At 68.3% G+C, this 13,141-nt stretch carries 11 protein-coding genes; 6 read left to right on the top strand and 5 right to left on the bottom strand.

Features of this window, described 5'->3' with window-relative positions; translation table 11 throughout:
- Positions 1 to 105 precede the first annotated feature (105 nt).
- A complete protein-coding gene (locus LTH93_RS01515) occupies positions 106 to 1,197 on the bottom strand; it encodes a lipoate--protein ligase family protein (protein WP_241469761.1) in 1,092 nt (363 codons plus the stop codon).
- Positions 1,198 to 1,473: 276 nt separating this feature from the next.
- Here LTH93_RS01515 and LTH93_RS01520 point away from each other — a divergent pair, with 276 nt between their 5' ends.
- Positions 1,474 to 2,004 carry a pyruvoyl-dependent arginine decarboxylase gene (locus LTH93_RS01520; protein WP_255727100.1) on the top strand — a complete coding sequence of 177 codons (531 nt, stop codon included), beginning with the start codon at positions 1,474 to 1,476 and terminating at the stop codon, positions 2,002 to 2,004.
- A gap of 40 nt (positions 2,005 to 2,044) precedes the next feature.
- Here LTH93_RS01520 and LTH93_RS01525 read toward each other — a convergent pair whose 3' ends face one another.
- The 4 genes from LTH93_RS01525 to LTH93_RS01540 form a co-directional block, all read right to left on the bottom strand.
- The gene (locus LTH93_RS01525) at positions 2,045 to 2,722 is read right to left on the bottom strand and encodes a hypothetical protein (RefSeq protein WP_241469762.1); all 678 of its coding nucleotides are present in this window, start codon (positions 2,720 to 2,722) and stop codon (positions 2,045 to 2,047) included.
- Between the two features lie 118 nt (positions 2,723 to 2,840).
- Complete coding sequence (locus LTH93_RS01530) at positions 2,841 to 3,098, bottom strand: type B 50S ribosomal protein L31 (protein ID WP_036474713.1); 258 nt, start codon at positions 3,096 to 3,098, stop codon at positions 2,841 to 2,843.
- Positions 3,099 to 3,308: 210 nt separating this feature from the next.
- Positions 3,309 to 4,235, bottom strand: a complete 927-nt coding sequence (locus tag LTH93_RS01535; protein ID WP_241469763.1) for a sulfite exporter TauE/SafE family protein — start codon at positions 4,233 to 4,235, stop codon at positions 3,309 to 3,311.
- Positions 4,235 to 5,083 (bottom strand): ABC transporter ATP-binding protein, encoded by an 849-nt coding sequence (locus LTH93_RS01540; protein WP_241469764.1) that lies wholly within the window; start codon positions 5,081 to 5,083, stop codon positions 4,235 to 4,237. The genes LTH93_RS01535 and LTH93_RS01540 overlap by 1 nt, the downstream gene beginning before the upstream one ends.
- Positions 5,084 to 5,131: 48 nt before the next feature.
- Between LTH93_RS01540 and serB the strand changes: the two genes are divergently transcribed.
- From serB to zwf, 5 genes are all read left to right on the top strand, one after another.
- Positions 5,132 to 6,124, top strand: a complete 993-nt coding sequence (gene serB / locus LTH93_RS01545; protein WP_241469765.1) for a phosphoserine phosphatase SerB — start codon at positions 5,132 to 5,134, stop codon at positions 6,122 to 6,124.
- Positions 6,125 to 6,253: 129 nt separating this feature from the next.
- Positions 6,254 to 8,416 carry a transketolase gene (gene tkt, locus LTH93_RS01550; protein WP_370642620.1) on the top strand — a complete coding sequence of 721 codons (2,163 nt, stop codon included), beginning with the start codon at positions 6,254 to 6,256 and terminating at the stop codon, positions 8,414 to 8,416.
- Positions 8,417 to 8,485: 69 nt separating this feature from the next.
- Positions 8,486 to 9,607: a transaldolase gene (tal, locus tag LTH93_RS01555; RefSeq protein WP_241464498.1), complete on the top strand. Its 1,122-nt coding sequence runs from the start codon at positions 8,486 to 8,488 to the stop codon at positions 9,605 to 9,607.
- 221 nt (positions 9,608 to 9,828) lie between these two features.
- Positions 9,829 to 11,478 (top strand): glucose-6-phosphate isomerase, encoded by a 1,650-nt coding sequence (locus LTH93_RS01560; RefSeq protein WP_241464497.1) that lies wholly within the window; start codon positions 9,829 to 9,831, stop codon positions 11,476 to 11,478.
- A 185-nt stretch (positions 11,479 to 11,663) separates the two neighbouring features.
- The gene (gene zwf / locus LTH93_RS01565; RefSeq protein WP_241470345.1) at positions 11,664 to 13,133 is read left to right on the top strand and encodes a glucose-6-phosphate dehydrogenase; all 1,470 of its coding nucleotides are present in this window, start codon (positions 11,664 to 11,666) and stop codon (positions 13,131 to 13,133) included.
- Positions 13,134 to 13,141: the final 8 nt, after the last annotated feature.

Raw genomic sequence — 13,141 nt, forward strand, 5'->3', positions numbered from 1 at the left:
CTTGTTATTGCCTCAGAGGCAACGACAAGAAACATTAGCACGACGCTGAACTGGACCGCGAATCGTGGACCTCAGCCCCGCCGTCGAACTCTGTATCCTCCCAGCTCAGGGGACTCTGGCGGTCCATTCGGGAGTGCTGAACTTCTCCTTCACCAGCTGTTCGGCGCGGGCCAGCTCCTCGGGACGGATCTCGGCGATCCGCGCCCCGTACTTGGTGGCGAAGGTCTGCACGAACGCGTCCAGGATCTCCGCTCGGGCCAGCCCGGTCTGGCTGCGCAGCGGATCCACCCGCTTCGCTGCGGAGGTGATCCCCTTGTCGGAGATCTTCTCCCGCCCGATGCGCAGCACCTGGAGCATGTCGTCGGCGTTCATGTCGTAGCTCATGGTCACGTGGTGCACCATTCCGCCGCTGGCCAGGCGCTTCTGCGCGGCCCCGCCGATCTTGCCCTCGGTGGAGACGATGTCGTTGAGCGGCTTATACGAGGCGGTGATCCCGATCGAGGTCAGCGCCTCCATCGCCCAGGCGTCCAGGAACGGGTAGGAGTCGGCGAAGCTGAGCCCGTCCACCAGGGACTGCGGCACCGAGAGCGAGTAGGTGACGAAGCTGCCCTCGTCCATGTACATCGCTCCCCCGCCGGTGATCCGCCGCACCACGGTGGCGTCGAGCCGCTCGGCGGCCTCCGAGTCGACCTCGTTGACCAGGGACTGGAAGGAACCGATCACCACGGCCCGGCCGGCGTAGTCCCACATCCGCATCAGCGGCGGCCGGGTGCCGCGGCCCACCTCCTCGGTGAGGACCTGATCCAGCGCCACGTGCATCTCCACGGGCATCTGCACCGCCGGCATGACCTCCCAGTCGTGGTCCTCCCAGCGGGTGGCATGGCCCAGGGCGCGGCGCACCGCGGTGGCGATGGCGTATTCGTCGAAGCCGAACATATGGGCCTCCGCGGGCAGCTCGGCGCGCACGGATTCGGCGATCTCCTCCCGGGTGGCGCGGGTCGGCAGCCCGATCAGCGCGGCATTGAGCGAGTCCAGCGCCTCATCGGGCTCCAGGAAGAAGTCCCCGTTGACCGAGGCGGCGGTGATGCGCGCGTCGCGCGGGTGGGTGCGGGGATCAAGGTCGGTGTGGAGGTCGACGACGACGAGCTTGCCGCCCACGACCTTGTACTCCCCGTGCTGCTGATGCGTGTCCGTCATGGGGCAATCCTATTCCTGCCGGTGATAGGGCAAGCAGGGCAGGAATGTTTCACCACCGGGAATCACGGGGGTTCCCCCGTAGTCCACGCGGGGGTTCGCCCATCACTGTGATGCAGGGCCGGCCTCCCGACCTAGCGTGGTCAGTGCACCGTGACAGGCGCCCCTCCGTTCCAGGGGCGCCCTGAACATCTGCGATGTCGGACCTCGGGGAGCTGCAGAGCCGACGGGCATGCACCGTCCCCGTGATCGACAGAGCCCCACGTTTGGAGTAGATCTATGAAAATTGGCAACCGCATACCCTGTGATTACTTCGAGACGCAGGGGAAGGGTGAGAGTGATGTGACCATCCACGCGGGGTCCTACCACCTGGCACTCCACGACGCCGGGATCGAGATGGCGAACATCATGACGTACAGCTCGATCCTGCCGAAGACTGCGGTGCTGAAGGAGTATCCCGGTCGCAAGGCGATCGCACACGGCGAGGTGATGGAGTCCATCGTGGCTGAGTTCTCGTGCGGCCCCGGCGAGCGGGCCACCGCAGGGATCATCTACGGACTGCTCCACGATGAGAACGGGGAGAAGCAGGGCGGCCTGGTGTGCGAGTTCGGCGGGGGGATGGGCGAGGAAGACGTCAAACCTCATCTTCGCGACATGCTCGATGAGCTGTACTACAACGGCTACCAGCACTTCGAGCTGAGCGGCATCCGCTACATCGTGGAGTCGATCGTCCCCTCCAAGGCCTATGGCACCGCGATCGCGGCGCTGTGCTTCATGAACTACATCTACCCGGTGGTCGCTGACGACTGAGAGCACCCGCGCAGCGGTGACCCTGCAGGACAGCTCCGGGTCAGCCAGGCTCGCACTGCGCACCGGCGCCGTCGTCGCTTCCAGCCCACACGACGCCGCCTCCGGGGCAGAGCGCCACTTCGAACGCCATCCCCTCCCGCTGGGCCCGCAGATGGCGTCCGTCGTCCTCGATCACCTCCCAGCCCGCCTCGGGCAGCGCTGCCCGATAGTGCTCGAGCACATCGACCTCTTCGGAGACCACCAAGCTGCGGTCACAGCCATCGACCCCACTGGCGCCGCCGCCGCCGAAGTATCCGACGTGTTCGATGGAGTCGAATGCCCGCTGGGACTCACGCTCTGCAGCGGCAGCGGGCTCACCCGAACCCTCGGTCACGCATTGCGGAACGGCGTCGTACTGGGCCTCAGTCTTCTGCTGGAGCGCCACGGGGGTGAGAGCAAGCATCCCGAGCAGCATGAGGACCGGGATGGCGACGGCCGTCCACCGCATCCACGGTCGCGGTGAGAGCACCAGGGCGAACACGGCGACGACCCCGACCAGCACGAGAGCTGCTCCGGAGAGGCCGGCCGTAAATCCCCAGACCAGGCCCTCGACTGCACTATGCGTGATGATGCCGTACTCAGCCGTGAAACTGTGATGGACCAATACCCCCAGCAGCGCCAGCGCTGCCGCTGCCACGAGCAGCACCGCCGCGGCGGTGTTCCGGCCGGTCTTGGTCATGACTCATTCTAGTCGGCGTTGCGCCTCACTGCCCAGGGCCTTGAGACAGCAGCAGGGCCGCAGTCGAGGTGACTGCGGCCCTGCTGAGGATGCTTGAGACGCCAGAAGCGTGAACTGCCTACTTCTTGCCGCCGAAGCCCTTGAAGCGTGCGTTGAAGCGCTCGACGCGACCCTCGGAGTCCATGATGCGCTGCTTGCCCGTGTAGAACGGGTGCGAAGCGGCGGAGATCTCGACGTCGATGACCGGGTAGGTGTTGCCGTCTTCCCACTCCATGGTCTTCTTCGAGGAGGTGGTGGAGCGGGTGAGGATCTTCTCACCGGAGGCCAGGTCGTTGAAGATGACCGGCTCGTACTTGGGGTGGATATCAGACTTCATGGAGTGTGTCCTTTTCATCTGCCGCTGGATTTTGCCAGAGGCGTGGAACTGAGGGTGGGCCGAGTTTGGACCAACACAGCACTATATCAAATCGGCCGTGCCCCTGTCCGGCGCCGGTCGCAAAGAACCTAACCCTCCCGGGTGGTTGAGTTTTCCGGCGGTTACGTAGTAGCCGGAAAACTCAACCACCCGGGAGGGTCAGAGGAGGGGTCAGGCGACGAAGAGGTTGCGCAGCATCACGAACAGCGCCACCAGGCCCAGGGTGACGATGATCATTCGCAGCACCAGCGGCGAGAGGCGGCGTCCCACCCAGGCGCCGATGAGGCCGCCCAGCGTGGAGCCCACGGCGATGACCACCACCACCTCCCAGAGGATCACGCGGTCCCCGGCTTCGCGCAGCACATAGTCCACGAACACGTAGCTGATCGCGGCGGTGAGGTTCACGACGGCGACCAGCAGGTTCTTCACGCCGTTGGCCTGTTGGATGTTGGCCATCAGGAAGATCCCGAGGATGCCCATGAGCAGGATCCCCTGCGCGGCGACGAAGTAGCCGCCGTAGATGCCGGCCGCGAAGACCAGCAGCATCAGCGCCAGGCTCACCGTGGGCATCGAGGGCCTGCCCGCCTTGGGCGCGTCGCCCGCACCGGATTCGGCCGGCCGGGAAGTTCCGGCAGCTCCGGATGCTCCGGCGGCCCCGGCGTCGGACTCTCGGGCCGCGGCGCGCGCCCGGACCCAGGCCGAGAGTCTGGGCTGGGCGATGACGAAGCCCAGCGAGACCACGATCAGGATCGGGGCGACCCTCCCGAAGATCTCCTCGGGCAGGGTGATCAGCAGCGTGGCGCCGATGACGCCGCCCAGGATCGAGGCCGGCACCAGCTTCACCAGCACCGACTTCACCTGCCGGATCTCGCGCCGGTACCCCCAGGCGCCGGTGAAGTTCCCGGCGATGAGGCCCATCGCATTGGAGACCGTGGCCGAGACCGGCGGCACTCCCATGGCCACCAGCACCGGGAAGGTCACCAGGGTGCCGGAGCCGACCACCGTGTTGATCGCGCCGGCCCAGATCCCGGCCACCAGGATCAGCAGCAGCTGCGCGACGCTGAGCTCGTTCAGGAAGAAGTCAGCGAGCGCCTCCATCAACCACGAGCCTGCGACAGCCCAGCCGCCGGAGCAGCCATGGAGCCGGCCGCAGCCGCCTCGGGCTGCTTCTTGAAGGCCGAATAGCGCCCGTCGCGGTGGATCAGATCAAGCTCGGTGTCAAAGGTGGTGGAGAGGTTCGCCGAGGTCATGGTCTCCTCGATCGGTCCCGCGGCGACGGTCTTGCCGTCGCGCAGCAGCAGCACGTGGGTGAATCCGGGCGGGATCTCTTCGAGGTGGTGGGTGACCAGCACGGTGGTGGGAGCCTCTTCGCTGCGGACCAGCTCGCTGGTCCGCGCCACGAGCGCCTCGCGCCCGCCCAGGTCCAGTCCGGCGCCGGGCTCGTCGAGCAGCAGCAGCTCTGGGTCGGTCATCAGCGCCCGGGCGATCTGGACCCGCTTGCGCTCCCCCTCGGAGAGGGTGCCGAAGGGACGGTCGAAGACCGTTCCCACGCCCCACTCGTTGAGCAGCGCGAAGGCCCGGCGCTCATCGAGCTGCTCGTACTCCTCGCGCCAGCGTCCGGTGACCCCGTAGGCGGCGGTGACGACGACGTTGAGCGCCGTCTCCTGCATCGGGACCGTGGTGGTCAGCGAGTTGGAGCTGAAGCCGATCAGCGGGCGCAGCTCGAAGACGTCGACGGCGCCGAGCTGCTCATCGAGGATCGCGGCCGTACCGGTGGTCGGGAACATCCGGGCGGCGGCGATCTGCAGCAGAGTGGTCTTTCCCGCCCCGTTCGGCCCCAGAATCACCCAGCGCTCGTCCTCGTTCACCGTCCAGGAGACGTCATCGAGGAGTTTCTTGCGCCCGCGGCGCACGCTGACATTCTGGATATCGAGGACAGGGCTCATGGGCCCAACACTATCGAACCCGATGAGGCGCTATAGGCTGAACACGCTATGACTGCGCACCCTCACCATGATCTCCGCACACCTGATCTGCCCAGCCCTGATCTCCCCCACGGCACGGTGGCCATGTTGGCGGCCGCTGAGCTGGACGGGCCGCTCATCCGCTCGCTGACCCACGAGTTCTCCCGGCGCGGCGTCGTGCACAGCGTGGAGCTGCGCCAGGTCCCGCTGGGCGACGGCACCGAGGTCTCCGCCGTGCGCTGGTCCCTGACGCTCGATGACTCCGATGACTCCTACGGCTCGCAGCTGGCGGTCTCGCTGCTCGAGGACGCCGCTCATCAGCTCGAGGGCACGGTCACCCAGACGGTGCTGCCCGCCCCGCGGCGGGCCCAGCTGCACGCCGAGGACGGCCGGCTGATGCTGCTGATGGACGTGGACTCCACGCTCATCGACCAGGAGGTCATCGAGCTGCTGGCCCGCGACGCCGGCCGCGAGGCCGAGGTCGCCGAGGTCACCGAGCGCGCGATGCGCGGAGAGATCGACTTCGCGGCCTCGCTGCACCAGCGGGTCCAGGCGCTCACCGGACTGCCCGAGGGCGTGATCGATTCCACCCTCGCCGCGATCACCCCCACGCAGGGCGCCCGCGAGCTGCTCGCAGACCTGCGCCGCCGCGGCTGGCCCAGCTACGCCGTCTCCGGCGGGTTCCTCCAGGTGCTGGCTCCGCTGGCCGCTGATCTGGGACTCACCGGCTACCACGCCAATGACCTGGCCATCTCGGCGCAGGGAACCCTGGAGGGGACCGTCCGGGGCGCCGTCGTCGACCGGGCGGCCAAGAGGGAGTATCTTGAACAGTGGTCGGCGTCACAGGGGCTGCTCCCCCGCAACGTGGTCGCCGTCGGCGATGGCGCCAACGACCTGGACATGCTGGCGGCCGCCGGAGTGGGGATCGCCTTCTGCGCGAAGCCCGCACTGGCCGAGCAGGCAGACCTGGTGATCGATCACCGCTCCTTCGAGCTCATCTCCCTGGCCCTGGGGATGGGCTGAGCTGCCCGAAGACGTCGCAGCTCCAAGTCCTCATACTCGCGATCATCACGCGTGAGCATTCTGCAATGCTCTGATGATCCGCCAGGAATAGCCTCTACCCCGGTAGGGTTGAACCTGCGCGGCACAACGATGTGCGCGGCCCTCGTTGTCCACCGTCCCTCACCATCTGGAGGAAACATAGTGACCGATAATGCCGTATTCACCGATCTGGACAAGCGAGCAGTCGACACGCTGCGCGTGCTGGCCGCAGACGCCGTCGAAAAGGTCGGCTCCGGCCACCCCGGCACCGCGATGTCCTTGGCCCCAGCCGCCTACCTGCTGTTCCAGAAGGTGATGAAGCACGATCCGACCGATCCCAAGTGGCTCGGCCGCGACCGCTTCATCCTCTCCCCCGGTCACACCTCCCTGACCCTGTACCTGCAGCTCTACTTCTCCGGCTACGGCCTCGAGGTCGAGGACCTGGCCGCGCTGCGCACCTGGGACTCACTCACCCCCGGCCACCCCGAGTACGGCCACACCGCCGGCGTGGAGATCACCACCGGCCCGCTGGGCCAGGGCCTGGCCTCCTCGGTCGGCTTCGCCTACGGCCAGCGCCGGATGCGCGGACTGATGGACCCCGACGCCCCCGCCGGAGAGTCCCCCTTCGACCACACCATCTGGGTCATCGCCTCCGACGGCGACCTCCAGGAGGGCGTGACCTCCGAGGCCTCCTCGCTCGCCGGGCACCAGGAGCTCGGCAACCTCGTGGTGATCTGGGACGACAACAAGATCTCCATCGAGGACGACACCGACATCTCCTTCACCGAGGACGTCCAGGCCCGCTACCGGGCCTACGGCTGGCACGTCCAGCGCGTGGACTGGATGCAGACCGGCGACTACGACGAGGACATCAACGAGCTGCACCGCGCGCTGGAGGCGGCCAAGGCCGAGACCTCCAAGCCCTCGCTCATCGCGCTGCGCACCATGATCGGCTACCCCTCGCCGAAGAAGAAGAACACCGGCGGGATCCACGGCGCCAAGCTGGGCACCGAGGAGCTCGTGGCGCTCAAGGAGCTGCTCGGCTTCGACACGTCAGCCCACTTCGCCGTGGAGGACGAGGTCATCGACCACGCCCGCAAGATCCTCAACCGCAGCGTCGAGACCCGCAAGGAATGGGACTCCAAGTACGCCTCCTGGCGCGAGGCCCACACCGATGAGGCCAAGCTGCTGGACCGGCTCACCGCCGGCGAGCTGCCCGAGGGATGGGAGTCCCAGCTGCCGGAGTTCCCCGCCGGGGAAGAGGTCGCCACCCGCTCGGCCTCGGGCAAGGTGCTCAACGGCATCGCCGAGGTGCTGCCCGAGCTCTGGGGCGGCTCCGCCGACCTCGCCGGGTCCAACAACACCCTGCTGGCCGGCTACGACTCCTTCATCCCGGAGTCCCACTCCACCGAGAAGTTCACCGGCAACCCCTACGGGCGCAACCTGCACTTCGGGATCCGTGAGCACGCCGCGGCCGCGATCAGCAACGGCATCTCGCTGTCCACCCCGCTGCGCACCTACAACGGGACCTTCCTGATCTTCTCCGACTACCAGCGCCCCGCCATCCGGCTGGCCGCGCTGATGGGCGCGGGCTCGATCTTCGTCTGGACCCATGACTCCATCGGTCTGGGCGAGGACGGCCCCACCCACCAGCCGGTGGAGCAGCTCGCCACCCTGCGCGCCATCCCGAACCTCGATGTGGTGCGTCCCGGCGACGCCAACGAGGTGGCCATCGCCTGGCGCGAGGTGCTGCGCCGCAACGACCGTCCCGCCGGTCTGGCGCTGACCCGGCAGAACATCCCCACCTACGCCCGCGGCGCCGGTGCGGCCACCGCCACCGAGTTCGGTGCGGTCGAGGGCGCGGCCAAGGGAGCCTACGTGCTCGCCGAGGCCGTCCGCGACGGCGCCGTGGTGACCCCCGACGTCGTGCTCATCGGCACCGGCTCCGAGGTCCAGCTGGCCGTGCAGGCCCGCGAAGCGCTGGCCGAGCAGAACATCGCCGCCCGGGTGGTCTCGATGACCTGCCGCGAGTGGTTCTTCGAGCAGGACGCCGCCTACCGCGAGAGCGTCATCCCGGCCGCGGTCAGGGCGCGCGTCTCGGTGGAGGCCGCGTCCTCCATGGGCTGGCGCGACATCGTCGGTGACGCAGGCCGGATCATCGGACTGGATCACTTCGGCGCCTCCGCCGACTACAAGGTGCTCTACGAGCAGTTCGGCATCACCGCCGCCGCTGTCACCGAGGCCGCCCAGGAATCCATCGCCGCCGCCTCCTAATCGCCGCCGCCTCCTGGAGGCACCCGGCGCGCAAAGACTCATCCATCACCTGGCATCAGGAGAACAGATATGACTGCAAACAAGAACACTCAGGCGCTCTCCGACCTCGGCGTCTCGATCTGGCTCGACGACCTCTCCCGCGAACGGCTGAACTCCGGCTCGCTGGCGAAGCTGATCGAGACCCACAACATCGTCGGCGTCACCACCAACCCGACCATCTTCGAGTCCGCGCTGAAGGACGGCGAGGCCTACGAGGCGCAGCTCACCGAGCTGGCCGCCGCCGGAGCCGACGCCGAGAAGGCCGTCTTCGACATCACCACCGCCGATGTGCGTGAGGCCTGCGACGTGTTCGCCGGGGTCTACGCCGCCACCGACGGCGTCGACGGCCGGGTCTCCATCGAGGTCGACCCCCGGCTGGCCCGCGACGCCGCCGGCACCATCGCCCAGGCCCGCGAGCTCTACAAGGCGGTGGACCGGGAGAACGTGCTGATCAAGATTCCCGCCACCGTCGAGGGCATCGAGGCGATCGCCGCGGTGACCGCCGAGGGGATCAGCGTCAACGTGACCCTGGTCTTCTCGCTCGAGCGCTACCGCGCGGTCATCAACGCATTCATGCTCGGCCTGGAGAAGGCCCACTCGGACGGGATCGACATCTCGAAGATCCACTCGGTGGCCTCCTTCTTCGTCTCCCGCGTGGACGCCGAGATCGACAAGCGCCTGGAGCTCGCCGCCGAAGCGGGCAAGCCCGGCACCGAGAAGCTGAAGTCCCAGGCCGCCGTCGCCAACGCCCGACTGGCGCACCAGATCGCGGTGGAGACCTTCTCCTCCGAGCGCTGGCAGCTGTTGGCCGAGCGCGGCGGACGCCCGCAGCGGCTGCTGCTGGCCTCCACCGGCACCAAGGACCCGAACCTCTCGGACACCCTGTACGTGACCGAGCTGGCCGGCGCCGACGTGGTCAACACCATGCCGGAGAAGACCCTGCTGGCGCTGGCCGACCACGGCGTCGTCGAGAAGGACACGCTCGCCGACACCTACGTGGAGGCCAACCGGGTCCTCGACGGCATCTCCGCCGCCGGGATCAGCTACCGCGAGGTCGTCGACACCCTGGAGACCGAGGGTCTGCAGAAGTTCGAGGTCTCCTGGACTGGCCTGCTGGGCACCATCGATGATGGGCTCAAGCGCAACAGCTGAACCGTGCATGCCGGTCGGCTCGCACGCTGAGCTGATCATTCGACTGTTCACCCCGTACGGCGCCCGGCCCGGGCGGCGTCTTGATCCAGCAAGACTGGAGCAGAGACTCCCCCACCGGGCGCCGATCAGGGACAACAGCCACGTCAATCCCACCGGCCCCCTATAAGCGCAGATGCTGGCCAGGCTGAACCGAGGCGTTCGGCTGAGAAAGGAAGCACGTCATGAGCTCACTCTCCCTGACACTGACCGGAGCGGCCCGTCAGGCCGCCGAGAACCAGGTTCCAGGTCTGCTCGACCACGAATTCGCCTCCCGGCTGGCCGCCAAGGACCACACCCTCTGGGGTGTGGCCGCCGAGGACGAGGCCAGCAAGCGGCTCGGCTGGGTCTCGCTCTTCGAGGACTCCCGCGCGCTGCTGCCCAAGATCGCCGCGCTGCGCGAGGAGCTCGCCGCCGAAGGCCTCACCCGGGTGGTGCTCGCGGGCATGGGCGGGTCCTCGCTGGCGCCCGAGGTCATCTGCGCCACCGCCGGGGTCGAGCTCACCGTGCTGGACTCCACCGACCCGCAGCATGTCGCCGCCGTGATCGGCACCGACATCGAGAAGACCGTGCTCGTGGTCTCCTCGAAGTCCGGCTCCACCGTGGAGACCGACTCGCAGCGCCGGATCGTGCAGCAGGCCATGACCGAGGCCGGGATCGACGCCGTGACCCGCACCGTGATCGTCACCGACCCCGGCTCCCCGCTGGCGAAGTCCTCCGCCGAGGCCGGAGTGCGTGCGATCTTCGAGGCCGACCCCACCGTGGGCGGGCGCTACTCCGCGCTCACCGCCTTCGGTCTGGTCCCCTCCGGCCTGGCCGGTGCCGACGTGGAATCCCTGCTCGACGACGCCGAGGACTCGCTCGCGATCCTCGCCGAGGACGACGCCGACAACCCCGGCCTGCGCCTGGGCTCCGCCATCGGCGGCACCGTCCCGCTGCGCAACAAGCTCGTGATCGTCGACGCCGGCTCCCCGCTGATCGGGCTGGGCAACTGGATCGAACAGCTGGTCGCCGAGTCCACCGGCAAGAACGGCACCGGTCTGCTGCCGGTGATCGTCGCCGACGGCGAGCCCGAGCTGCACCGCGACGTCGACGACGTGCTGATCACCCAGATCATCGACGTCGAGGTCGAAGACGGCGCCTCGGTGGACAACGACGACGCCGATCTGGTGGTCAGCTCCCACGCGGTGCGCACCGGTGGCAGCCTCGGGGCGCAGTTCATGCTCTGGGAGGTCGCCACCGTGGTCGCCGGCGCGCTGCTGAGCATCAACCCCTTCGACCAGCCCGACGTGGAATCCGCCAAGACCGCCGCCCGCGGCCTGCTCGACGCGCCCGCCCCCGAGGCCGGGGACTCCGTGACCGACGGCGCCGTGGCGTTCCGCACCCTCGGCGGGTCCGCGCTGACCGACGCCGACGCGTCGAACCTGAGCGAGGCTCTGCAGGCGCTGGTGAAGGCTGTCCCGGAGGACGGCTACCTGGCGGTCACCGCGTACCTGGACCGCACCACCGAGACCCAGCTCGAAGCCATCCGGGCCCAGCTCTCCTCGCTCTCCGGACGCCCGGTGACCTTCGGCTGGGGACCCCGGTTCCTGCACTCCACCGGACAGTTCCACAAGGGCGGCCCGCATATCGGCGCCTTCCTGCAGCTGACCACCAGCTCCAGCACCGACGTCGAGGTCCCGGACCGGCCGTTCACGCTGTCCAAGCTGATCGCCGCCCAGGCCGAGGGCGACGCCCAGGTCCTGGCCGGACACGACATGCCGGTGCTGCAGGTGCACCTCAATGACCGCACCGCGGGCCTGACCCAGGTCATCGAGACCGTGGACGCCCTGTGAACGCAGCCCGCACCGGCGACTCCTCGCGCGCCGGATCCTCGCGGACCGGGTCATCGCGGACCGGGTCATCGCGGACCGGGTCATCGCGCACGAGCAGCTCTCGGAGCAGCTCCCGGGCCAAGCCGGGCAATCCGCTGCGCGATCCGCGTGACCGCCGGCTGAACCGGATCGCCGGGCCCTCGGCGATGGTGATGTTCGGCGTCACCGGGGACCTGGCGCGCAAGAAGCTGCTCCCGGCCATCTATGACCTGGCCAACCGGGGGCTGCTGCCGCCGAGCTTCTCGCTGGTCGGCTTCGGCCGGCGGGAGTGGAGTCATGAGGAGTTCGCCGCGGAGGTGCTCGAGCAGGTCAAGATCTCCGCACGCACCCACTTCGATCAGCAGGTCTGGGACCAGCTCTCCGCCGGGCTGCGCTTCGTGACCACCACCGGGTTCGACGACGACGCCGCCTATGCCCGTCTCGGGGAGACCCTGGATGAGCTCAAGGAATCGCGCGGGACCCGCGGCAATCACGCGTTCTACCTCTCGATCCCGCCGAACTCCTTCGAGATCGTCTGCGAGAAGCTCTCCTCCCACGGCCTCGCCACCGCGCAGAACAGCGTGGAGGATCCGTGGAGCCGGGTGGTCATCGAGAAGCCCTTCGGCCATGACCTGGCCTCGGCCAGGGAGCTCAACGCCGTGGTGGAGTCGGTCTTCCCGCCGGACGCGGTCTTCCGGATCGATCACTACCTGGGCAAGGAGACGGTGCAGAACCTGCTGGCGCTGCGCTTCGCGAACCAGCTCTTCGAGCCGCTCTGGAACGCCCAGTACGTGGACCACGTGCAGATCACCATGGCCGAGGACATCGGCATCGGGGGTCGGGCCAGCTACTACGACGGCGTCGGCGCGGCCCGCGACGTCATCCAGAACCACCTGCTCCAGCTGCTCGCGCTGACCGCCATGGAGGAGCCCATCTCCTTCGACGCGGAGCATCTGCGCGCCGAGAAGGAGAAGGTGCTCGGCGCCGTCCGGCTCCCCGAGGACCTCGGCTCCGCCTCGGCCCGCGGACAGTACACCTCCGGCTGGCAGGGCGGGGAGAAGGTCGTCGGGTTCTTGGACGAAGAGGGTTTCAACCCGGACTCCACCACCGAGACCTTCGCCGCGCTGAAGCTGGACATCAACACCCGCCGCTGGGCCGGCGCCCCGTTCTACCTTCGCGCCGGGAAACGCCTGGGCCGTCGGGTCACCGAGATCGCGGTGATCTATAAGCGCGCCCCGAATCTGCTCTTCCAGGACCACGACGACCACGAGTTCGGTCAGAACGCCGTCGTCATCCGGGTCCAGCCTGACGAGGGCGCCACCATCCGGTTCACCTCCAAGGTGCCCGGCACCCAGATGGAGGTCCGCGACGTCACGATGGACTTCGGGTATGGCCACGCCTTCACCGAGGACAGCCCCGAGGCCTATGAACGGCTGATCCTCGATGTGCTGCTCGGCGAGCCGCCGCTGTTCCCGCGCCATGAAGAGGTCGAGCTCTCCTGGAAGATCCTGGACCCCTTCGAGGATCACTGGGCCGCCCAGAAGGCCCAGCCCGAGCCCTACGCCCCGGGCGGCTGGGGGCCGCAGTCCGCCCATGACCTGCTGGCCCGCGACGGCCGCACCTGGCGCAGGCCCTAAGGAGAATC

The sequence above is a fragment of the Nesterenkonia sp. DZ6 genome (assembly GCF_022565835.1).
In the GTDB taxonomy this organism is placed as follows: Bacteria; Actinomycetota; Actinomycetes; order Actinomycetales; family Micrococcaceae; genus Nesterenkonia.